Source organism: Streptomyces sp. NPDC031497, from assembly GCF_055580905.1.
The window spans coordinates 24,992-45,981 of sequence record NZ_JBVIKO010000015.1 but is presented as its reverse complement, the minus strand read 5'-3'; the positions used below and the strand labels follow the sequence as shown (position 1 = coordinate 45,981).

Genomic DNA, 20,990 nt, shown 5'->3' with positions numbered 1-20,990 from the left:
GGATGGCAAGCCTCTTCCCGCAACCCCTTGGGTCCGCTGACATGCAATCGAGGCGCTTGACGGCCAACCCAGCCGTCTCGGCTTCTTTGACAGCGAACCTGCCGTGTGAGGTGAGCGCACTGGGGCGTTGTGTGGCCGTACCCGCTGAGGCCGACGGGGGCGGAGCCGTAGGCGGCGGTGCCGTGCACGAGTGGCTCTGCTCAGAACCAGGATGGTCCGGCGTTGGTGTAGGGCTCTTCGAGAGCGTCCGCTTCCTCGTCTGACATCTGCAGGTCGAGTGCACCGACGGTCTGGGACAGGTGGTGGGGCTTGGTGGCTCTCACGATGGGGGCGGAGACCAGCGGGCTGCGCAGGGCCCAGGCTGCCGAAACGATCCGTCGCTCACCTCCCTGACATGGGGATTCACGGAACTGCGGCCAGAGCCCTGAAAACGGCCAGGGACACTCCTCGCCCCACTCAGTCCGGTTCTCAATGGACCGGGGAAGTTCACCGAGCATCGCGGGCACAGGCTCAGGCGGTGCTCTCGTCCGGCTTGTCGAGGAGGGCCAACTCTTCCTCGGTCAGGCGCAGGCTTCCGGCAGCGATGTTCTCTGCCAGGTGCGCCGGGCTCCTGGTGCCGGGAATGGCCAGCACGTGCGGACCGCGGTGGAGGGTCCAGGCGAGCCGTATCTGGGCCGGCGTCGCATTGTGGGCGCGGGCAACGGACTGGACGCGCGCGTCCTGTTCCTGGCCTGCGGCTGCTTCGCGCCGCAGGCCGGAGACCGCGAAGAACGGGACGAAGGCGATGCCCTGCTCCCCGCACAGGTCCACCAGCCCGCTCTTGTCGGCGCGGCGCCAGTCCAGGCCGTAGGAGTTCTGCACGCAGACCACGGGCGCGATCGTTTGGGCCTCGGCCACGTGCTCGGGCAGGACGGCGGAGAGTCCGAGGTGCCGGACGAGGCCGGCGTCGCGCAGCTCGGCGAGGGCGCCGAAGTGCTCGGCGATCGAGGCTGTGCGGGGGCCGCCGGCGCGCAGGTTCACCACGTCCAGGTAGTCCCGGCCGAGCTGGCGCAGGTTCTCCTCGACCTGGCCACGCAGCTGGTCGGGGCGGACCGTGTAGAGCCACTCCCCGGAGGGATCGCGAGCGGGGCCGACCTTGGTCACCACGACCACGTCGCCGTGCCAGGACGAGAGGGCGCGGTTGATGATCTCGTTCGCCGACCGCAGTGGTGAGAAGTAGAAGGCGGCCGTGTCGATGTGGTTGACGCCCTGCTCGAACGCACTGTGCAGCAGGCCGACGGCGGCATCGCGGTCGATCGGCGTGCCGTCGGAGTTCCCCATCATGCCGTTGCCCGTCAGCCGCATCGCGCCGTAGCCGATGCGATTCACCTCCAGGTCCCCGAGCTTCCAGGTCCCTGTTGTCGCCGCTGCGGTCACCGTGCTCCTTCACCCGTCAGTTTGTCAGGTCCTGGAGTATGGCGCCGTCTCGGCGTGCTGGGACAGGTCAACGGGCTGGGCGAAACGTCACGTCCCTATCCGGAACTAACCATCGCCACAAAGCCGTTGGACCTGATGAAGAGCGCCGGTCAGGGCGAGGACTCAAACCTTGCATTGCTGTCCTGCCGAGGTGGCGGACGATGGGAGCTGCGGTCGGCGCGGCCGGACAAGGCGATCACCACCCCACCGGTCGGATGCGGCGCGGACGAGCGAGTTGGAACGTGGCCTGCCCGCGAGTAGAGGGTGGGGAGACGAGGCGAGCAGGTCCGTCCCGAGCCTGAGCCCAGGGTGGGGAATTTCAAGGTTCTGCCAGCGATCTCGTGAAAGCCGAGGTCAAGGTGGTGCGCCGACGGGAATGCCCTGGTCATGGGGGATGTCTACTTATCGGTCGAGGGTGTGTTCTTTCCCGGGATTCGTGGGGTGCGGGTGGAGTGTGTGAAGGCGCTCGCGGACGGGACACTGGCCCGCCTGTCCAGCACATGCTTGTCGAGAACGTGTCCGGACTGCGGTGTCGCATCGCGCCGGGTCCACAGCCGCTACGGTCGCCAGCTGGACGACTGTCCCGTCGCCGGCAGGCCGGTAGTGGTTCCGCTGACCGTCCGCCGGTTCTTCTGCGATACCCCAACCTGCCAACGGAGGACGTTCGTTGAGCAGGTCGACGGTGTGAGCGAGCCCTACCAGAGGGCCAGCTCAAGCCTGCGCTTCGTGCTTCGTTCCGTGGCGGCCGAGCTGAGTGGACGGCCTGGGGCACGGCTGTGCCGGAAACTCTCGGTTCCAGCAGGTCGGATGCGGCTCCTCGGACATCTGCATGCTCCGGCCGTGCCCGACCGATCCCCCCGCGTGCTCGGCGTGGACGAGTTCCCTTCCGCCGCGGCCGGGCGAGCGCCTACACCCGTGCCGTCAAGGAGGCCGCCCCTGGCGCCACCGAGGTGGCTGATCGCTGGCACCTGCTGCGCAACCTGTCTCTCGCAGACGAAGGGGTCTGCCACGAACACCGCGCCTGCCTGCGGAAATACGCTGAACAACGGCGGCAGGCTCAACCGCGGCAGCTCACCTTGGAGCTCGTACCGACCACGCTGATCGTGGACCGGGTCCGACGCCGGCACGAGGAGATCAACAGCATGGTCGAGACCGGCTACCCGATCAGTCGCTCGCCGTCTCGGACTCGACCGCAAGACCGTCCGCCGTTACCGCGACACCGACTTCGACGTTCTGCTCGACTCAGCACCCGCGACCGACGGAACGTGCCCCTCGACCGCTTCAAGTCCTACCTCCAGGCCCAGTTCGCCGCCGGCCACACCAACGCCAAAGAGCTGTACGACCAGATCCGCGAACGCGGCTTCTCCGGCGGCTACTCAACGCTCTCCCGCTACGTGCGAACACTGCGCGAGGGCTCCGCCGTCCCTGCCCTCGCACCGATCCCGAGCCCACGCACCATCAGCGGATGGAACATGCGGCCACGCGAAAAGCTCTCACCTCGTCAAGCCGCTGAGTTGGAACGCGTCCGGCTCGCCTGCCCGGACGACTTCTGCTCCGCAAAAGGCGATCAACTCCCGTACAGTGCACGGTAATCTCGGCGAGGTGAATGGTCTCGCACCCATTGGTCCACCGGAGATCCTCGCTTCGCTCGGTGTGTCCTTCCGGCTGCAGGAGCACCCTGACGTGACCAGCCCGGTGGAGGTCTGTGCCGCGTTGGGCGTTCCGTTGGAGCGAACTGTCAAGACCTTGGCATTCGTCACCCCCGAGGACCGTCTCCTGCTGGCGGTGCTGCCCGGCCATGCGCGGCTGCGGTACGGCGCCCTCGCCCGCGCGACCGGAATCCGCCGAGGCGACCTGTGTCCCGCCGATGCCGGGCGGCTGGCGCGGGCGGGGATGCAGCCGGGCGGGGTGTGCCCCGTGTCCGCGGACCGGGCTGCGGTGGTGGTGTTCGACTGGACGGTCAGCAGCCTGGGACGTGTCCACTGCGGCAGCGGTCGGCCCGGCAGCAGCATCGAGATCGAGGCGGCGGAGCTCATGGCCGCCGTCCCCGGGGCCGCTACGGCGTCGATCGTCGACCTCCCGGCGGACGGGCCGACATGACGACCATCCGCGAGGCTACGCCCTCGGACGCCGACGACATCTACCGTCTGCTGAGCGGGTTCGTGACGAGCTACCGGCCCGACCGAGAGGTCTTCGACGACGCCACGTTCCCCCGGATCATCGAGGCCGCCTCGGACGGCAGCGCCGAGTTCCTGGTCGCCGAGCAGGACTCGTGTGTGGTCGGGTACCTGCTTGCGCTGCGGATGCCCACCCTGTTCGCCGGCGGAACGATCCTCGAACTGCTCGAACTCACCGTGGCCGAGCCAAAGCGGGGCCGTGGTGCGGGTTCCGCGCTGATCCGGGCCGCACAGGCAAAGGCCCGGGAGGCGAAAGATGTCGAGGTGACCGTGCCGACCCGCAGAGCGGCCGATTTCTATCGCGCTCTGGGGTTCCACGAGACCGCCGTTCATCTCAAATGGTCCACTACGTGATCGGGAATCTGTCGGCCAATCGGCCGGGCGAGACGGGGAAACCATGCAGATCCAGGGAGCGACGGCACTGGTGACCGGCGCGAACCGGGGACTCGGACAGACGATGGCCCGGCTGCTCCTGCAACGCGGCGCACACCGCGTCTACGGCGGGGCCCGCGACCCGCGGTCAGTCCGCGAGCCCGGCGTGATACCGGTCCGCCTCGACATCACCGATCCCGCCCAGGTAGCCGCGGCGACCGAGACGTGCTCCGACGTGACCTTGCTGGTCAACAACGCCGGCGTCCTTGCCGACAGCCCCCTGCTGGCCGCGCCCGACCTGGACGCCGCCCGCGCGGAGATGGAGGTCAACTACTTCGGCACGCTCGCCATGTGCCGCGCCTTCACCCCACTGCTCATAGGCGACCCGCCCGGCGCCATCGTCAACGTGCTGTCCATCGCGAGCTGGTTCACCAACCCCGCTATGGGCTCCTACAGCGCATCCAAGGCCGCCGGCTGGGCCCTGACCAACGGGATCCGCAGCGAACTCCACGACACCGGCGTCCTCATCGTCGGTGTGCACTGCGGATACATCGACACGGACATGGCCGCCCATGTCACCGGTCCCAAGAACACCCCGGAAGCGATCGCCGAGCAGACTTTCGCCGCCGTCGAAGCGGGCCGGACGGAAGTCCTCGCCGACGAACGCACCCGGCAGGCCAAGGCAGCACTGGGACTCACTCCCGGCACAACAGCTTCCGCCCGGCGCGCGTAACACACCCTCGGCCGATAAGTAGACATCCCTCATGACCAGGGCATTCCCGTCGGCGCACCACCTTGACCTCGGCTTTCACGAGATCGCTGACAGAACCAATTTCAAGTAGCCCCATCATCAGTCGCTGACGTACACAGTCGCGTGCTTCTCCACGCCGAGTTCGGCCAGCACAGCACGGAGCCGATCCAATGCCTGGCCAGGGTCCAGGTTCTCGTCGATCTCCAGGTCGAGATGGCAGCGCCCCATCCCGCTGCCCGCACCCGTGATCTCGCCGTCGGGACCGAACGCGGCCTCCAGTGCCTCCTCGACCTCATCGCGATCGATCGGCAGGTCGGCAAAAACGATCTCGACAAACACTCCGCTCCTCCCTCCAGCCGGCGAACCATACCGGTCACAGCACTAGCTCCGCTGTGGCTGCTCAGGCCGGCGGGACAGCACTTGCGCTGCCTGTGCCGTTCCACGCTCTCTGGCTTCAGGAGCTGACCGCCGAGGACATGACGGCCGAGTTGCCGGGGCCGCGCACGATCGTGCACTTGGCCAGCGGAGTCGGCCGGCGGCCAGGAAGAGGCGGGTGCCGCCGACCTCCCGGATCGCGGAGTGGGTGTCTGCACCGATACCCGCACGGGTCTCGTGGTCGTCGACGAGATCGACAACATCTCGCAGAGGACCCAGGCCGGCGCCGAGGTCTCCGACACCTTGAAGTACTTCTCCGAGCGCATCCCCGCGCAGCCCCTCCCCACTGCGCCCCCGCATCTGCTGCAAACGAGCAGTTCAGCAGCGCATCAATTAGCACTCTCCATACGAGAGTGCTAACCCGTGAGTATCAGCCGCCCTTGCGGTCCCAAGGTTCGGGGCGGGTCGGCAGCGGTAGCGATCGAGAACGACAGGACACCCCCCTCAGCCGCGAACTGGGACGTTGCATGAACATGCGTCGTGATGCATACTCTTCCTATGTCCAAGGTCCTCACCTCCCTTCCCGCCGGCGAGCGCGTCGGCATCGCCTTCTCCGGCGGGCTCGACACCTCGGTCGCGGTCGCGTGGATGCGCGACAAGGGCGCCGTCCCGTGCACCTACACCGCCGACATCGGCCAGTACGACGAGCCCGACATCGCCTCGGTGCCCGGCCGCGCACACACCTACGGTGCCGAGATCGCGCGCCTGGTCGACTGCCGGGCCGCGCTGGTCGAGGAGGGCCTGGCCGCGCTGACCTGCGGCGCGTTCCACATCCGCTCCGGTGGGCGGGCGTACTTCAACACCACCCCGCTCGGCCGTGCCGTCACCGGCACGCTGCTGGTGCGGGCCATGCTGGAGGACGACGTCCAGATCTGGGGCGACGGCTCGACCTTCAAGGGCAACGACATCGAGCGGTTCTACCGGTACGGCCTGCTCGCCAACCCGCACCTGCGGATCTACAAGCCCTGGCTGGACGCGGACTTCGTTACCGAGCTCGGCGGCCGCAAGGAGATGTCCGAGTGGCTGGTGGCCCACGGGCTGCCGTACCGGGACAGCACCGAGAAGGCGTACTCCACGGACGCCAACATCTGGGGTGCCACGCACGAGGCGAAGACCCTGGAGCACCTGGACAACGGCATCGAGACCGTCGACCCGATCATGGGCGTGCGGTTCTGGGACCCCGAGGTCGAGATCCTTCCCGAGGACGTGACGATCGGTTTCGACCAGGGCCGGCCGGTGACCGTCAACGGCAAGGAGTTCGAGACCGCCGTCGAACTGGTCATGGAGGCCAACGCGATCGGCGGCCGGCACGGCCTCGGCATGTCCGACCAGATCGAGAACCGGATCATCGAGGCGAAGAGCCGCGGGATCTACGAGGCGCCGGGCATGGCGCTGCTGCACGCCGCGTACGAGCGGCTGGTCAACGCGATCCACAACGAGGACACGGTCGCCCAGTACCACAACGAGGGCCGGCGGCTGGGCCGGCTGATGTACGAGGGCCGGTGGCTGGACCCGCAGGCGCTGATGATCCGCGAGTCGCTCCAGCGGTGGGTCGGCGCGGCCGTCACCGGTGAGGTGACGCTGCGGCTGCGGCGCGGCGAGGACTACTCGATCCTCGACACCACGGGTCCGGCGTTCAGCTACCACCCCGACAAGCTGTCGATGGAGCGCACCGAGGACGCGGCGTTCGGTCCGGTGGACCGGATCGGGCAGCTCACCATGCGCAACCTCGACATCGCCGACTCCCGGGCGAAGCTGGAGCAGTACGCGGGCCTCGGCCTCATCGGCTCCGCCAACCCGGCGATCGGTGCGGCGCAGGCCGCGGCGACGGGCCTGATCGGCAGCATGCCGGAGGGTGGCGCCGAGGCGATCGCGTCCCGCGGAGAGGCCGCGGCCGACGCCGACGAGCTCCTGGACCGGGCGGCCATGGAAATGGGCACGGACTGAGCGTGCCGCGCAGAGGGCCGACCCGGTGACGGGTCGGCCCTTCTCGTCGCCGGGAGTGCGGTCGGGCATCACGCCGTGAAAACTGACGGCCCGCCGGCCGATGCGGCCCCGTCGCGCCTCTTCGCGCAGTTCCCCGCGCCCCTGAAGAGCACGCCGTCCTGCACCGCCGTCGGCGTACCGGTGCGGCGCCATCGCGGTTGCTCGCGCAGTTCCCCGCGCCCCTGACGAGCACGCCGTCGGCGTACCGGTGCGGCGCCATCGTGGTAGCTCGCGCAGTTCCCCGCGCCCCTGACGAACACGCCGTCGGCGTACCGGTGCGGCGCCATCGTGGTAGCTCGCGCAGTTCCCCGCGCCCCTGAAGAGCACGCCGTCCTGGATCGTCGTCGGCGTACCGGTGCGGCGCCATCGTGGTTGCTCGTGCCCACGCGGTTGAGCCGCACATCGATGCAGCGCCGCGCGCCTGGTGGGGCGCCTTGCCTCAGCCCCTTCGCGAGGCCCCCCCGCCCCGCCCCGGCGTTCCCGGTTTCACAGCGCCCCGTGTGGCCGCCGCAACGGCGCCCGGCCACGGCGGTGGTGGTCGGCGGTGCCGGGTCCACCTGGTGGAAATCGGGCCAGGGTTCCGGGATTGGCCTTGGGCGGGTGCGGTCTGCAGGCCCTAGCGTCTGGTCCATGCGGATTCGAATCGTCGACGCCTTTGCCGAGCGGGCCTTCGCCGGGAACCCGGCCGGGGTCGTGTTGCTGGACGCCTTTCCCGATGACGGGTGGATGCAGAACATCGCCATGGAGGTGAACCACGCCGAGACCGCGTTCGCGCACCCCCTGCCCGAGGGCGCGGACGCCGACTGGGCGTTGCGGTGGTTCACCCCGGTCACCGAGGTCGCGATGTGCGGACACGCCACGCTCGCCACCGCCCATGTGATCGGTACGACGGGGGCGCAGGCGGGGCCCGTGCGGTTCGCCACCCGGAGCGGCGTGCTGATCGCGACGCCCGGCGCGGACGGGGCGATCACCCTCGACTTCCCCACCGCCCCGCTCACCCGCGTCGACACCCCCGCCGGCGTCCCCGACGCGCTCGGCGCCGAACCCGTCGCCGCCTTCGACACCGGACCGGACATCGGCGACCTGCTGCTCGAACTCGCCGACGAGAAGACCGTGCTCGGCCTCTCCCCCGACCTCAAGGCCCTCGGCGCCCACTCCGCGCGCGGGATCATCGCCACCGCCCGCGCCGAGGACCCGGCGAAGGGCTACGACTACGTCTCCCGGTGTTTCTTCCCGAACGTCGGCATCGACGAGGACCCGGTGACCGGCAGTGCGCACACCGCCCTCGCGCCGCACTGGTCCGCCCGGCTCGGCAGGCCCGACCTGACCGGGCTCCAGGCCTCCCGCCGTACCGGCTTCGTCCACACCTCGCTGCGCGGCGAGCGCACCCTGCTCACCGGACGAGCCGTCACCGTGATCGACGGGGAACTGCTCACGCCGTAGGCAGCCAGCCCACCTTGCCCGCCAGCAGCGCGTAGCCGACGAAGGCACCGATGTCGAGCAGGGAATGCGCCACCACCAGGGGACCGACCCGGCCCCACCGCCGGTACAGGTAGACGAAGACCACGCCCATCACCATGTTGCCGATGAAGCCGCCGATCCCCTGGTAGAGGTGGTACGACCCGCGCAGTACGGAACTGGCCACCAGGGCGGTGCCCGCGCTCCACCCCAACCGGTCCAGCCGACGCAGCAGATAGCCGACGACGATGACCTCTTCGAGGATCGCGTTCTGCATCGCGGAGAGGATCAGCACGGGGTACTTCCACCACACGTCCGGCAGCGCCTCAGGCACCACCGTGAGGTTGAAGCCGAGGCCGCGCGCGGCCAGGTAGAAGGCGATTCCGGTGCTGCCGATCACTGCCGCGATCCCCGCCCCGCGCCCGAGGTCGGGCCAGGGGCGGGTGCGGTCGAAGCCGAGCGTGCGCAGGCTGGCGCCCTCGCGCAAGAGGAAATGGGCGACCAGGAGGACGGGGACCAGCGCGCTCGCGATGCCGAACAACTGCCAGGCGAGATCCAGCCAGGGGCGGCCCGGGGCGGCGGACGCGTTGAGGGTCGCCGCCTGGTCCTTGAGCCCGCCCGGCTTGGTGACCGATCCGACAAAGCTGATCAGGGCGGACACTCCGCTCGCACCGAGCGAAAGTCCCAGGACGAGCAGCGTCTCGTCCCTGAACATGCGCTGCGAGGGCCGCTCCAGTGGGTAAGTACCGGCCACCTGCTCCGCCTCCACCTGCACTCCTGCCTACGGTCGAGCAAGACCGTGCGTGCCGGACTGTCGGGGGACAGGGAGGGCACCACCGTCATGGGACGTCACAGCTTGCCCGATCAACCCCGCGCGGGCGCGGCCGACCCCCGCCCCGGGCCCGAGAGCAGAGCGTCACCTCCGACGGGCGGCGCGCCGATCCTCACGGACAGCCGGGGCAACGGACGGCTCGGGCCACCATCCTGCAGGCGATCGTGGCGGTATGCGAGCGACGCACGGACTGACTCGGCCGGTCACCACGCCCTGCTCGGCGGGGTGGCGAAGCGCGTACGCGGTCGCGGACCGGCGTACGGCGGACTGCACCACCATCGCGGCGCAGGAAAGTTCGCGGCAACGAGGTCAGGGGCGCGGGGAACTGCGCGACCAGCCCCGACGGCGCCGCGCCCGACACCCCCACCGCACCACACACGGCACCACACACCGCGACACACACGGCACCACACACCGCGACACCCCACGGTGCTCCCCCTCGCCCCTCACCCCATCAGCACCGGCTCCAATAAGCCCACCGGCCACGTATGCACCGGCTCCCCCTCATTCATCAGCTGCGCATAGCGCCGCGTCATCGCGGCCAGCGCCTCGTCCCTCGGCAACCCCCGCTCCACCGCCCGGTGGAACGTCGCCGCCTGCCAGGACGCCCCGTTCACCCGTCGCCGGCACCGCTCCTCGATCACGCCCAGGTAGAAGTCCCGGTCGGCGGCCTCCACCCCCCACGCGTCCAGTCCCGCCGCCGCCAGCGGCAGCAGCTCGTCGCGGACCAGGGTGACCGCGTCCACCTCGGTCGTACCGCCGCCGTACCGGGCCCTCCTGGGCCACACCAGCCGCGCGTCGATGCCATGACGGCACGCCGCGTCGAAGTTCGCCTCGGCCGCGGCGAACGGCAGCCGGGTCCACACCGGTCGCGACTCCTCCGCGAGGGCACGCACGAGGCCGTAGTAGAACGCCGCGTTGGCGATGACGTCGGTGATGGTCGGCCCGGCCGGCAGGACACGGTTCTCCACGCGCAGGTGCGGGACACCGTCGGCGATGCCGTACACCGGCCGGTTCCAGCGGTACACCGTCCCGTTGTGCAGGACGAGTTCCGCGAGCTTCGGCACCCCGCCCGCGTCCAGCACGGCCAGCGGGTCCTCGTCGTCGCAGATCGGCAGCAGCGCCGGGAAGAAGCGCAGGTTCTCCTCGAAGAGTTCGTACGCGGAGCTGATCCAGCGCTCGCCGAACCAGGTGCGCGGCCGTACGCCCTGCGCCTGGAGCTCGGGGGGCCGGGTGTCCGTGGCCTGGAGGAACAGCGGGGGCCGGGACTCCCGCCACAGTTCACGGCCGAAGAGGAAGGGGGAGTTCGCGCCCACGGCGATCTGCGCGGCGCACGCCGCCTGCGCCGCGTTCCACACGTCGGCGAAGCGGGCCGGGGTGACCTGGAGGTGCAGTTGCACGGAGGTGCAGGCGGCCTCCGGGACGATCGACTTCGACGTGCACCTGAGATGCTCGACGCCGTCGATGTCGAGCACGAAGTCCTCACCCCGGGCGGCCACGATCTGGTCGTTGAGCAGGGTGTACCGGTCGACCTCGGAGAGGTTCGCGGAGACCAGGTCGTCCCGCTCCAGCGTGGGCAGGATGCCGATCATCACGATCCTGGAGTCCACCTCGCCCGCCTTGCGGTCGGCGTACGCCAGCGACGTCCGGAGTTCTTCGTCGAGCCGGTCGAATACCCGGCCGCCGAGCCGATGTGGAGCTATGTTCACTTCCAGATTGAACATGGCGAGTTCTGTTTGGAAATCTCGGCTCGCGATACGTTCGAGAACCTGTCCGTTCAACATTCTCGGCATGCCGTCCGCACCGGCGAGATTCAATTCGATCTCGACGCCCATGAGGTTCTTGGGGCGGTCGAACCGCTTCTCCACCAGCAGTCGCTCCAGCCCCGACAGACAGTCGCGGAGCTTTTCACGGTAGCGCCGGCGATCGGACAGGTCGAACCGGCCCGCCACGACCTTCTCCCCCATCGAAGCGTCCCTCCTCGAATGGGCGGACCGGGGTTCCGGCCGCCGGTGGTCCCGGGTCCAGGTGGGATGATGCCCACCGGAAGCGATCGATAACGTCGCGCGCGGCACCGGTAGCCGCTAGTCTGTTGGAATGTGTCCTGCGGCACATTCACGGGGCATGAGGCATCATGCAACTTCGGGTTCCCCGATGTCCTCGTGAAAAACGCCGACGACATTCGGCCGACCGCGAGAACCCCGTATTCCGAGGTCAGCACGGTCGCGGCAGGCCGGAAATCGGGAGGATTCCGTACGTATCAACGGCCGAATTGCGCCTTGTTCACTTCTGTGAAACGACCCGGTGAAACACCGTCTGAACAGGCGTCGTATAAACTCCGCGAACAAGGCAGAAGGCTGGCGCCCACGGTCTGGTTCCTGCCCTCTGAATGACGTGCGGCAGACACGCCCGCACCTCTCTTCACCGAGCCGGGCCCCCGCCTCTCTGACCCCCCTGTGAGCTGACAGCGCCGTCCGCCCCTGCCCTCGCGCCGCCGCGCCTGTCGAACGAGAGGCGACCCACCATGCCGCTGCAATTCCCTCCTGCTCCCGCGCCCGCACTGCGTTCCGTCCTCACCGCCCTCGGTTCCCCCACCGCGGTCCGCGAGGCCCGTACCCCTTCCCTGCGCACCGCCCAGGGACCCGCGACCCCCGAACTCCCCCTGCCCGTGCACGTCCTGGACCGGATCGCCCCGGAGGGCATGTCCGCCACCCGGCTGGCCGGCTGGCGCTTCCTGATCCGCTGCGGCGACCGCGCGGTGGCCGCGGCCGAGACGATGCTCACCCCGGACGGCTGGGCCTTCTCGCACTTCTTCGAGGGGCCCTACATCTCCTCCACCGAGCGGGCCCTGCACCAGGCCGAGGCCCTGCAACAGACCTACCAGCCGCGCCTGTTGTCCCTGCCCGGCCTCTACATGCTCACCCTCTGGCTGCACGGCGACCGCACCGCGGACGGCGCCGAGGGCCACCCGGCGGCCCATGACCTGCTCGTCCCGCTCGCCCCGGCCCCGCCCGGCATCGCGGCCCACCGGCCGCACCCGGTGGCCGAGCTGCTCCCCGTCCTGACCCACCGGGCCACCCCGGCACCCCTGCTCATCACCCCCGCCTGAGACCGTCACCCGCCGTACCCCGTCGCCCTTGAACGAGTGACGGGGTACGTTCGTATTTCCACAAGTCAATATCTGGGACACCGGATGCCGCTCGTACGAGCAATTGACTGCTCCTAAGAGCCTGATAACCCCGTCAGCCGACCTGACTAGCTCCATCCGGCCATGCGAAACCATCCGAATTGGCGGCCCGGTCGAGATGAACCGTCCGCGCGAGTGACGCGTCTCCAACCTGTGAGAAGCGGTGCGGCTAAATCCCTGCGGAACATCGCCCGGAGGGCAACACTGGTTTCCGACCGACTCATCACCACGGGGGACCGAGATGACCACCACAGAGCGAGAGACCCCACTCATGTGCAAGCACCAGCCGCCGTGTCCGACAGCAGAATCCGCCGACCGGGAGTCCGCCCGCCTGACGGCGCACCACCCGGAGCAGGGGTGGAGCCTGCTGTGCAACGGCGTCCTGCTCTTCGAGGACACCGGTGAGCTTCTGCCCGACGGCCAGATCATCGCGCCGCACCGCCCGCTCGGCGCCGGCAGCGTGATGACCGCCGCCTGACAGCACACCGCACCACCCCCGGGCGGCCCCGCCGCTCCGCCCGGTGACCAAGCAGGGGCCGGACGCACACACATGGTGCGCACCGGCCCCGACGTGCGTCCAGGGGTGACTACCCGCTGTAGCCGAGCGCTTGGCGCAGTGCGAAGTAGGCAGGCTTCGGAGCGAGTCGCTCGTCCCAGGGCAGGGCCGCGCCCTCGCCCGGGAAGAACGCCGGGATCCACGAGTACTTGTCCGTGTAGTCCCAGATCGTCACGCCCACGCACCGCCGTACCGCGAGGCACGCCTTGGTCAGATCCGCGTACCAGGTCGCCTGCTCGGCCAGTTTCGCCTCGGTGGCAGGCAGTTGCATCCGGACGTCCACCTCGGTGAGAGCGGTGTCCAGGCCCAGCCGGGAGAAACGGCGCAAGTTCTCCTCCAGGGTGGACGGATAGCCGTACTGGAGGGCGAGATGGGCCTGGAAGCCGATGCCGTCCAGCGGCACGTGCGCCGCCTTCAGCTCCTGGGCGAGCGCGTAGTAGGCGTCGCTCTTCGGGCCGGCGGCCTCGATGTTGTAGTCGTTGAGGTAGAGCCTGGCGTGCGGGTCGGCCTGGTGGGCCCAGCGCAGCGCGTCGGCGATGTAGCCGGGGCCGAGCGTCTTGTACCAGAGGGTCTCGCGGTAGCTGCCGTCCTCGTTGAAGGCCTCGTTGACGACGTCCCAGGAGTAGACCTTGCCCCGGTAGTGCCGTACCTCGGTCTGGATGTGCTTCTTCAGCACCGCCCGCAGTTCGCCGGCCGTCCACGCGCGGGAGGTGAGCCAGTCGGGCAGCTGGCTGTGCCAGACCAGGGTGTGGGCGCGGACCCGCTGGTGGTTCTCGCGGGCCAGATTGACGATCTGGTCGCCGTTGGTCCAGTCGAAGACGCCCTGCTGGGGCTCGGTGGCATACCACTTCATGCCGTTGCCGGGCGTGATCATGTCGAACTCGGTGCCGAGGATCTTCGTGTAGGCGGTGTCGGTGAGTTCGGGGTTGTCGGTGGCGCTGCCGAAGTAACGGCCGTGGCGTTGGGCCAGTTCGGCGAGGGTGGCCGGCCGGCCGTGGGCCTGGGCGGCGGGGCCGGTGGCCACCCCCGCCGCCACCAGCACGGCCGCGAGGGCACCGGCGAGTCCGAGACGTGTGCGGGACATCGTGCGACTCCGATCAGTGGGGAGTGCGGATTCAGCCCTTGGTGGCGCCGGCGGTGAGGCCGCCGACGAGCTGGCGCTCGGCAACCGAGTAGAAGGCCAGGGCCGGGACCATGGCGAGGACCAGATAGGCGAAGACGCGGGCGTACTCGGCGGAGTACTGGCCCTGGAACTGCTGGACACCGATGGGGATGGTCCACCAGGTGGAGTCGGTGAAGACCAGCAGCGGCAGGAAGAAGTTGTTCCAGCTGGTGACCACCGCGAGCACGGAGACCGTGCCGAGGGCGGGCCGGGCCATGGGCAGCAGGATCCGCCAGAAGAAGGCGAAAGGACCGCAGCCGTCCAGGGTGGCCGCCTCCTCCAGCTCGCCGGGGATCTCCCGGAAGAAGCCGCGCAGGATGATGATGGTCATCGGCAGTCCGAACGCGGCCTGCGGGAGGATCACGCCCAGCGGGTTGTCCAGCAGGTGCATCGAGCGCAGCAGCAGGAACAGCGGCAGCGCCGCCACCGCGAACGGGAACATCAGCCCCATCGTGAACACCGTGAACAGCACCTCACGGCCCCGGAACGCGAACCGCGCGAAGGAGAAGGCCGCGAGCGCCGACACCGCGACCACCAGCACGGTCGTACCCACCGCGATCAGCGTGCTGTTGCCGACCAGCCGCCAGAACGCGCCGGATCCGAGGATGTCGGTGTAGTTGGACACGATCCAGGAGTCGGGCAGCCCGACCGGGTTGCGGGACAGCTCGTCGGTGGACTTGAACCCGGACAGCACCGCGTACAGCAGGGGTACGACCATGACCGCGCCGACCACGACGAGGACCAGGTGCAGGGGCAGGTTCCGGACGGTCGTCCTACGGCCGCTCATGCGGCGTCTCCCCTCATGTTCGTGGTGGCGCCCGCCAGGTCCCGGCGGAGTACGAACCGCTGGTAGGCGAGGCCGAAGACGAGGCTGATGGCGAACATGACCACGCTGATCGCGCTGGCGTAGCCGACCTGGTAGCGCTTGAAGCCGTACTGGAACATGGTCACGGCCATGGTCTCGGAGTGGTGGTCGGGGCCGCCCGCGGTGATCACCCAGACCAGGTCGAAGAGCTGGATGGACCCGATGACCGACAGGAAGGCGCTGATCCGCAGGGTCGGGGCGAGCAGCGGCAGGGTGACATGGCGGAAGCGCTGCCAGGGGTTCGCGCCGTCGACGGTCGCCGCCTCGGTCAACTCGGCCGGGATGGACTGGAGTCCGGCCAGGTAGAGCATCATGTGGAAGCCGAAGTACTTCCAGGTCATGACCAGGAAGAGGGTGGCCATCACGGTGGAGGGGTCGGAGAACCACTCCCCGCCGAGGCCGTCGAGCCCGACGGCGCCCAGCACATGGTCGGCGAGCCCCTGGCCGGGCGCGAAGATCATGCCGAACAGCACGCCGGTGATCGCCTCGGACAGCACGTAGGGCGCGAAGAACAGCATCCGGTAGACGGCTCGGCCGCGGATCCGCTGGTTGAGCAGGACCGCCATGGCGAGCGCGAACGGCAGTTGCAGCGCCAGCGAGAGCAGCACCAGGAGCAGACAGCGCCACAGGTCGCCGAGGAAGACGTCGTCCTGGAAGAGCCGGGTGAAGTTGTCGGTGCCGGTGTAGTCGGACGGCATGCCGAAGCCGCCCCAGCGGAAGAACGAGGCGTAGAGAGCGAACAGGATCGGCAGCAGGACGAGCACGCCGAACAGCACCAGGGCGGGCAGCTGGAAGCCCATCGCGGTGAGCCAGTGCAGCAGCCGGCGCCGGGAGCGGGTCCGGCCCGAGGACGGGGGCGGCTGGGGCGGGGCGTCCGGTCCGGAGCGCGTGCCGGACAGGTAGGTCGAGGTCATCGGCCGGCCTACTGCTCTTCCTTCGCGGTCTTGGTGATCGCCTGGGTGACGTCCTCGGGGGACTTGGACCCGGCGATCAGACCGGCGACGCTGTCGTTGACCTGCTGGCCGACGGCGGGCGCGTACGCCTGGTCGAGGTAGAGCTGGAAGCCGGTGGCGGCCTTCAACTGGGCCTGTACGAGCTTCAGGTTGGCGTCGGTCAGCGCGCTCTCGGCGGCGGGCACGACGGGCAGTACGCCGGTCTTCTTCACCAGTTCGGCGTCCGTGGTCTCGGAGGCGAAGAACTTCAGGAAGTCGACGGCCGCCTGCGGGGCGTCGGCGCGCAACGCGTGTCCGCCGCCACCTCCGAACACCTCGGTGATGGTGCCCTTGCCGCCCTCCACGGCCGGGAACGGGAAGAAGCCGAGGTTCGCCCCGACGCCCTTGCCTGCGTCGGCCTCGACGACCGGGGCCCACTGGCCCATCAGCTCCATGGCGGCCTTGCCGTTGCCGACGGTGGCGGCCTGCCCGGTCGGGCTGGAGTAGGCGGCGCCCAGGAAGCCCTTCTGGAACGGCTGGAGGGCGACCAGGTCCTTGAGGTGCTGTCCGGCCTGGACGAACCCGGCGCCGGTGAAGTCCTTGTCGTCGTCGGCCTTCTTGAGGGCGTCGATCCCGGCGGTGCGCATCGCCAGATACGCCCAGTAGTACATGCCGGTCCAGCTCTCCTTGCCGGCCAGCGCGAGCGGGGTGACCCCGGCGGCCTTCAGTTTCTTGACGGCGTCGAGGAAGGCGCTCCAGGTGGTGGGGGGTGTGCTGACGCCGGCCTGCTTGAAGAGCGCCTTGTTGTACCAGAAGCCGACCATCCCGATGTCGAAGGGGATGCCGTACGTCTTGTTGTCGAGGAGGTACGGCTCCTTGGCGACCGGGAGCAGCCCATCGGCCCAGGACTTGGTGGGGTCGGTGAGGTCCTTGACGAGGCCGGCGTCGACCTGCTGCTGGAGGACTCCGCCGCCCCAGGTGTGGAAGATGTCGGGCAGCTTCCCGGAGGCGGTCAGCGCGGTCATCTTCGACTTGTAGGCGTCGTTCTCCAACTGCACGATCTTTACCTTGACCTTGGGGTTCTGCGCCTCGAACTTCTTGGCGAGGGCGGCCCACACGCCCTTGGTCGGGTTGGTCGTGGAGATGTTCCACCACTCGATGGTGGTGTTTCCCCCCGACGAGCCTCCGTCCGAGTCGCCGCCGCAGCCGCTGAGGGCGGTCATGCCCAGTCCGGCGGCCGCGGTGGCCGCCAGGAAACCGCGACGGGACAGTGCCGGGTCGCCCATGATGCGCTCCTTGGGGTACGGGACGACCGACGCCGTCCTGGTTCGGTGGTGCTCTCGGGTCGCCGTTTTCGAAACATTCGGTATTTTCACCGAACGTTCCGAACGGCGACTCTAGAAAGGCGCATCAGGAGCGTCAAGGTGTCGCGCATCAGCTCATGGGCGCGTATGCGAACCAGTCGAAGGCGGCCCGGCCCTCGGTCACGTACATGCCGATGACCCGGCCGGTGAATCCGCCCGCCACCTGCGTGGAGAGATACCGCCCGTCGAGTTCGGCCAGCCGAACGACACCGTCGGGCGTTTCGATCGAAAGGGTCACGGCGTCGGGCCCTCCGCGGCTGACCCCGGTCGGGCCGGTCGTGACGACGAGGGTCAACGGGCCTGGCGGTACGGGGTGTTCGGAAATCGTCTGCCGCAGCGGCCCGATCCGGGCGATCGCGCGCACCGTTTCCCCGCTCACCTCCAGGTCGTAGTGGTGGGCCTCGTCGACACGGACCGAGAGACCCGCGCGTGCCGTGCCCGGGTCGAGCAGCGCGGCGGCACGGCAGTCCGGGTGCTGCTGGCGGCGGCCGACGAAGGTGTGCCCGGCCCGGTCGAGGCTGTCCCCGGTGGCCGTGAGCGTCAGCCACCCGGGCCGTTCGGCCAGCGACCAGCAGCCGTCCGGCCGGCTGCGCGGGGAGATCCAGTGCGGCGCGAGGACGGCGGCCGTGAAGTCGTCCCGTACGGGCGGCTGTTCGACCGGGTGCCAGGCGGTCGGGGCCTGCTCCCGCTCCCGCACCCGTCCCATGCGCGGCCAGCCGTCCGCCCACTCCACCGGAGCCAGGAAGGTCTCCCGGCCGAGGACGTGGAACTCCGGGAACCAGCCGCGCGGGCGGGTGCCGAGCAGCACCGCCCACCAAGTGCCGTCGGCGGCCTGGACCAGGTCGGCGTGGCCGGTGCACTGGACCGGCTCCCAGGTGCCCCGGTGGGAGACCAGCGGGTTGTCCGGCGCGGGTTCCCAGGGCCCGCGCGGTGAGCGGGCGCGGGCCACGGACACTCCGTGCCCGAGCGCGGTGCCGCCCTCGGCGACCAGCAGGTACCACCACTCCCCGACCCGGTACAGGTGCGGCGCCTCGGGGTCGCGCAGCCCGGTCCCGGACCACATCGGCAGCGGCCCCTCCAGCACCTTCCCGGTCCGGGTGTCGATCCGGGCCACCGCCACCCCGGCCACCGCGCACCAGCAGTCGCCGTTCTCGTCCCAGGCGAGGTCGGGGTCGATGCCGGGGACGTCGATCCACACCGGGTCGGACCAGGGCCCCTCGGGGCGCTCGGCGGTGACCAGGAAGTTGCCGCCCGCACCGACATTGGTGGTGACGACGTGGAAGAGGCCGTCGTGGTGCCGGATCGTCGGGGCGTACACACCCCCCGAGGCCGGCGTCCCGTCCGGCAGCGCCAACTGGCCAGGCCGGTCCAGCACGTTGCCGAGCTGCCGCCAGTGCACCAGGTCCCGGCTGTGGAAGAGCGGGACGCCGGGGAAGTACTCGAAGCTGGAACACACCAGGTAGTAGTCCTCCCCCACCCGGCACACGCTCGGGTCGGGGTGGAAGCCGGGGATGACCGGGTTGTCGTACGTCCGCATGTGCGTGCCCCTCCGCAGCCGTCGCCGAAAGTTTCGGCGAGGTGGGCGAACATTACGAGGCGCACTGTAAGGGGCTGTCCGGGGCCCGACAAGGCGGGTGGGCTACAGCTTCAGGCGGTACGGGAGCAGGCAGACCACGACGTCGGTGCGGGCCCGCAGAACGGTGGCGAGGAGCAGGCCGCGCTGGTTCTGGAGGATCTCGTAGCGGCGGTGGATCGGCTCCACCTCGGGGATGAGGACGGCGACCTGACGACCGCCCTCGGCCGCCCGCTGCACGTAGTCGACGATCGGCTGCACCAGCGAGCGGTGCGGGCTGTTGACGATGTCGAGGCGCACTCCGGGGTTCCACCGCTCCCAGGCCTCCTCCAGCGCACGGGACCTGACCGGGTCGGCGTGCACGGCGACGGCGACCACCTCGTCGCCGAGGGCGAGGGCGGCCCCGAGGGCGTGCCGGGCGAGCTTGCTGACCTCGCCGATCGGCACGATCACCAGGCTGCCGGTGTGCCGGAGCGGGGGCTGCGGGGTGCGCCCGAGACCCAGTTCCTGGCCCACGGCGGTGTAGTAGCGCTCGATACGGGCGAACAGCAGCATCAGCAGCGGTACGGCGAGCACGACCACCCAGGCACCGCCGAGGAACTTGGTGAACAGCAGGATGACCCCGGCGAGGGTGGTGAGCAGGGCGCCGGTGCCGTTGATCAGCGCCCGGCGTTTCCAGCCGTGCGGGCGCTGGGTCGCCCAGTGCCGGACCAGGCCGGTCTGGCTGAGGGTGAAGCCGATGAAGACGCCGATGGCGAAGAGCGGCAGCAGCCGGTGGGTGTCGGCGTCGGTGGCGATCAGCAGCACCGCGGCGAGCAGGGCGAGGGCCACCACCCCGTAGCGGTAGACCGGGCGTTCGGCGCGCAGGCCGAAGAGGTGGGGCAGCCGGTGGTCACGGGCGAGCAGGCTCATCAGCACCGGCAGCCCGCCGAAGCTGGTGTTGGCGGCCAGGCCCAGGACGAGGGTGACGACGAGGTTGGTGGCGTAGTAGGGCCAGCCGGTGCCGTAGGCGCCCGCAGTGAGCTGGGCGAGGACGGTCACCCCGCCGCGCGGGGCGACATGGTCGCGGTGGATGAGGATCGCCAGGCCGATCAGCATGATCCCGAGCAGCCCGCCGAGCATCAGCTCGGTGCGCTGGGCGCGCTTGACGCTGGGGGGCCGGAAGGTCGGTACGGCGTTGGCGATGGCCTCCACGCCGGTCAGGGCCGAGCAGCCGGACGAGAACGCCTTGAGGATCACCAGCGCGCCCAGCGCCTCGGTGGCGTGCACAGGCTGGTCGGTGCCGACGACGGCGACCGGGTGCGAGCGCAGCAGTCCGAGCAGGATCACGCCGAGGATCGCCACGATGAACAGCAGGGTCGGCAGCATCAGCACCCGGGCACTCTCGGCGATGCCCCGCAGGTTCACGGCCGTCAGCAGGGCCAAGCCGATCAGGCAGACGAGCAGCTTGTCGTGGCCCAGGGACGGGAAGGCCGAGGCGAGCGCGTCGGCGCCGGCCGCGAGGCTGACGGCGACGGTGAGGACGTAGTCGACGACCAGGCTGGCGGCGGCGAGCAGGCTCGCGGTGCCGCCGAGATCGGCCTTGGCCACGGCGTAGGCGCCACCGCCGTCCGGGTGAACGGCGATGACCTGGCCGTAGGAGACGACGAGGGCGGCGAGCAGAAAGGTGATCGCCAGGGTGATGGGCAGGGTGGCGGTGAGCGCCCCGGTGCCGGCGACCACCAGGGCCAGCACGATCGCCTCGGGGCCGTAGGCCACCGAGCTGAGCGCGTCCAGGGAGAGGGCGGCCAGCCCCTGCAGACTGGTCAGACCGTGTTTGCCGCCCTCGCCCGGGCGCAGCGGAACCCTTGGTCTCAGTTCACGACGTGCCAGGCCATACGCCATC

20 protein-coding genes and 1 pseudogene are annotated in these 20,990 nt (G+C 69.8%); 10 read left to right on the top strand and 11 right to left on the bottom strand.

Annotation, left to right across the window (positions count from 1 at the left end; translation table 11 throughout):
- Positions 1–200: 200 nt before the first annotated feature.
- Both ACZ5K7_RS28105 and ACZ5K7_RS28100 read right to left on the bottom strand, forming a co-directional pair.
- Positions 201–497, bottom strand: coding sequence for an aldo/keto reductase (locus ACZ5K7_RS28105; RefSeq protein WP_468917765.1), 297 nt, complete (start codon positions 495–497; stop codon positions 201–203).
- Positions 498–510: 13 nt separating this feature from the next.
- Positions 511–1,416 carry an oxidoreductase gene (locus ACZ5K7_RS28100; RefSeq protein WP_468917439.1) on the bottom strand — a complete coding sequence of 302 codons (906 nt, stop codon included), beginning with the start codon at positions 1,414–1,416 and terminating at the stop codon, positions 511–513.
- A gap of 426 nt (positions 1,417–1,842) precedes the next feature.
- On the opposite strand from ACZ5K7_RS28100, the gene ACZ5K7_RS28095 reads away from it, so the two are divergent.
- The 5 genes from ACZ5K7_RS28095 to ACZ5K7_RS28075 all read left to right on the top strand — a co-directional run bounded on the left by ACZ5K7_RS28095 (position 1,843) and on the right by ACZ5K7_RS28075 (position 4,737).
- Positions 1,843–2,556: a transposase family protein gene (locus ACZ5K7_RS28095; RefSeq protein WP_468917436.1), complete on the top strand. Its 714-nt coding sequence runs from the start codon at positions 1,843–1,845 to the stop codon at positions 2,554–2,556.
- A gap of 164 nt (positions 2,557–2,720) precedes the next feature.
- On the top strand, positions 2,721–3,047 hold the full coding sequence (locus ACZ5K7_RS28090; protein ID WP_468917434.1) for a hypothetical protein: 327 nt from the start codon (positions 2,721–2,723) through the stop codon (positions 3,045–3,047).
- Positions 3,037–3,555, top strand: coding sequence for an aminoacyl-tRNA deacylase (locus ACZ5K7_RS28085; RefSeq protein ID WP_468917431.1), 519 nt, complete (start codon positions 3,037–3,039; stop codon positions 3,553–3,555). The genes ACZ5K7_RS28090 and ACZ5K7_RS28085 overlap by 11 nt, the downstream gene beginning before the upstream one ends.
- Positions 3,552–3,986: a GNAT family N-acetyltransferase gene (locus tag ACZ5K7_RS28080; RefSeq protein ID WP_450972784.1), complete on the top strand. Its 435-nt coding sequence runs from the start codon at positions 3,552–3,554 to the stop codon at positions 3,984–3,986. Before ACZ5K7_RS28085 ends, ACZ5K7_RS28080 begins: the two co-directional genes overlap by 4 nt.
- A gap of 43 nt (positions 3,987–4,029) precedes the next feature.
- Positions 4,030–4,737, top strand: coding sequence for an SDR family oxidoreductase (locus ACZ5K7_RS28075; protein ID WP_468917427.1), 708 nt, complete (start codon positions 4,030–4,032; stop codon positions 4,735–4,737).
- A gap of 117 nt (positions 4,738–4,854) precedes the next feature.
- Here the strand turns inward: ACZ5K7_RS28075 and ACZ5K7_RS28070 are convergent, their stop codons facing one another.
- Positions 4,855–5,094, bottom strand: coding sequence for a hypothetical protein (locus ACZ5K7_RS28070; protein ID WP_468917424.1), 240 nt, complete (start codon positions 5,092–5,094; stop codon positions 4,855–4,857).
- 237 nt (positions 5,095–5,331) lie between these two features.
- Here ACZ5K7_RS28070 and ACZ5K7_RS28065 point away from each other — a divergent pair.
- From ACZ5K7_RS28065 to ACZ5K7_RS28055, 3 genes and pseudogenes are all read left to right on the top strand, one after another.
- Positions 5,332–5,463, top strand: a pseudogene (locus tag ACZ5K7_RS28065) (ATP/GTP-binding protein); the annotation flags it as partial.
- Between the two features lie 225 nt (positions 5,464–5,688).
- Complete coding sequence (gene argG, locus ACZ5K7_RS28060) at positions 5,689–7,137, top strand: argininosuccinate synthase (protein ID WP_351712358.1); 1,449 nt, start codon at positions 5,689–5,691, stop codon at positions 7,135–7,137.
- 669 nt (positions 7,138–7,806) lie between these two features.
- A complete protein-coding gene (locus ACZ5K7_RS28055) occupies positions 7,807–8,619 on the top strand; it encodes a PhzF family phenazine biosynthesis protein (protein ID WP_468917420.1) in 813 nt (270 codons plus the stop codon).
- Here ACZ5K7_RS28055 and ACZ5K7_RS28050 read toward each other — a convergent pair.
- On the bottom strand, positions 8,609–9,349 hold the full coding sequence (locus ACZ5K7_RS28050) for a CPBP family intramembrane glutamic endopeptidase (RefSeq protein ID WP_351712457.1): 741 nt from the start codon (positions 9,347–9,349) through the stop codon (positions 8,609–8,611). The genes ACZ5K7_RS28055 and ACZ5K7_RS28050 overlap by 11 nt on opposite strands.
- 563 nt (positions 9,350–9,912) lie before the next feature.
- Complete coding sequence (locus tag ACZ5K7_RS28045; RefSeq protein WP_468917417.1) at positions 9,913–11,433, bottom strand: glutamate-cysteine ligase family protein; 1,521 nt, start codon at positions 11,431–11,433, stop codon at positions 9,913–9,915.
- 557 nt (positions 11,434–11,990) lie between these two features.
- On the opposite strand from ACZ5K7_RS28045, the gene ACZ5K7_RS28040 reads away from it, so the two are divergent.
- Positions 11,991–12,575: a hypothetical protein gene (locus ACZ5K7_RS28040; protein WP_351712364.1), complete on the top strand. Its 585-nt coding sequence runs from the start codon at positions 11,991–11,993 to the stop codon at positions 12,573–12,575.
- Between the two features lie 349 nt (positions 12,576–12,924).
- The gene (locus ACZ5K7_RS28035) at positions 12,925–13,131 is read left to right on the top strand and encodes a DUF5999 family protein (protein ID WP_351712459.1); all 207 of its coding nucleotides are present in this window, start codon (positions 12,925–12,927) and stop codon (positions 13,129–13,131) included.
- A 109-nt stretch (positions 13,132–13,240) separates the two neighbouring features.
- On the opposite strand, the gene ACZ5K7_RS28030 is transcribed toward ACZ5K7_RS28035, so the two are convergent.
- From ACZ5K7_RS28030 to ACZ5K7_RS28005, 6 genes are all read right to left on the bottom strand, one after another.
- A complete protein-coding gene (locus tag ACZ5K7_RS28030) occupies positions 13,241–14,293 on the bottom strand; it encodes an endo-1,4-beta-xylanase (protein ID WP_468917414.1) in 1,053 nt (350 codons plus the stop codon).
- 31 nt (positions 14,294–14,324) lie between these two features.
- A complete protein-coding gene (locus tag ACZ5K7_RS28025) occupies positions 14,325–15,158 on the bottom strand; it encodes a carbohydrate ABC transporter permease (RefSeq protein ID WP_351712368.1) in 834 nt (277 codons plus the stop codon).
- Positions 15,155–16,150 (bottom strand): carbohydrate ABC transporter permease, encoded by a 996-nt coding sequence (locus ACZ5K7_RS28020; RefSeq protein WP_450972785.1) that lies wholly within the window; start codon positions 16,148–16,150, stop codon positions 15,155–15,157. The genes ACZ5K7_RS28025 and ACZ5K7_RS28020 overlap by 4 nt, the downstream gene beginning before the upstream one ends.
- Positions 16,151–16,158: 8 nt before the next feature.
- Complete coding sequence (locus ACZ5K7_RS28015) at positions 16,159–17,454, bottom strand: extracellular solute-binding protein (RefSeq protein ID WP_468917409.1); 1,296 nt, start codon at positions 17,452–17,454, stop codon at positions 16,159–16,161.
- A gap of 148 nt (positions 17,455–17,602) precedes the next feature.
- Positions 17,603–19,069: a glycoside hydrolase family 43 protein gene (locus ACZ5K7_RS28010; RefSeq protein ID WP_468917406.1), complete on the bottom strand. Its 1,467-nt coding sequence runs from the start codon at positions 19,067–19,069 to the stop codon at positions 17,603–17,605.
- Positions 19,070–19,171: 102 nt separating this feature from the next.
- Entirely contained in the window at positions 19,172–20,989 is a 1,818-nt protein-coding gene (locus ACZ5K7_RS28005) for an APC family permease (protein ID WP_468917403.1), read from the bottom strand.
- Position 20,990 lies beyond the last annotated feature (1 nt).

Coding starts and splice junctions, on each gene's coding strand:
- ACZ5K7_RS28050 (WP_351712457.1), bottom strand. CDS start 9,349: ATGTTCAGGGACGAGACGCTGCTCGTCCTGGGACTTTCGCTCGGTGCG.
- ACZ5K7_RS28055 (WP_468917420.1), top strand. CDS start 7,807: ATGCGGATTCGAATCGTCGACGCCTTTGCCGAGCGGGCCTTCGCCGGG.
- ACZ5K7_RS28005 (WP_468917403.1), bottom strand. CDS start 20,989: ATGGCGTATGGCCTGGCACGTCGTGAACTGAGACCAAGGGTTCCGCTG.
- ACZ5K7_RS28010 (WP_468917406.1), bottom strand. CDS start 19,069: ATGCGGACGTACGACAACCCGGTCATCCCCGGCTTCCACCCCGACCCG.
- ACZ5K7_RS28075 (WP_468917427.1), top strand. CDS start 4,030: ATGCAGATCCAGGGAGCGACGGCACTGGTGACCGGCGCGAACCGGGGA.
- ACZ5K7_RS28080 (WP_450972784.1), top strand. CDS start 3,552: ATGACGACCATCCGCGAGGCTACGCCCTCGGACGCCGACGACATCTAC.
- ACZ5K7_RS28040 (WP_351712364.1), top strand. CDS start 11,991: ATGCCGCTGCAATTCCCTCCTGCTCCCGCGCCCGCACTGCGTTCCGTC.
- ACZ5K7_RS28030 (WP_468917414.1), bottom strand. CDS start 14,293: ATGTCCCGCACACGTCTCGGACTCGCCGGTGCCCTCGCGGCCGTGCTG.
- ACZ5K7_RS28095 (WP_468917436.1), top strand. CDS start 1,843: ATGGGGGATGTCTACTTATCGGTCGAGGGTGTGTTCTTTCCCGGGATT.
- ACZ5K7_RS28020 (WP_450972785.1), bottom strand. CDS start 16,150: ATGACCTCGACCTACCTGTCCGGCACGCGCTCCGGACCGGACGCCCCG.
- argG (WP_351712358.1), top strand. CDS start 5,689: ATGTCCAAGGTCCTCACCTCCCTTCCCGCCGGCGAGCGCGTCGGCATC.
- ACZ5K7_RS28015 (WP_468917409.1), bottom strand. CDS start 17,454: ATGGGCGACCCGGCACTGTCCCGTCGCGGTTTCCTGGCGGCCACCGCG.
- ACZ5K7_RS28045 (WP_468917417.1), bottom strand. CDS start 11,433: ATGGGGGAGAAGGTCGTGGCGGGCCGGTTCGACCTGTCCGATCGCCGG.
- ACZ5K7_RS28105 (WP_468917765.1), bottom strand. CDS start 497: ATGCTCGGTGAACTTCCCCGGTCCATTGAGAACCGGACTGAGTGGGGC.
- ACZ5K7_RS28025 (WP_351712368.1), bottom strand. CDS start 15,158: ATGAGCGGCCGTAGGACGACCGTCCGGAACCTGCCCCTGCACCTGGTC.
- ACZ5K7_RS28035 (WP_351712459.1), top strand. CDS start 12,925: ATGTGCAAGCACCAGCCGCCGTGTCCGACAGCAGAATCCGCCGACCGG.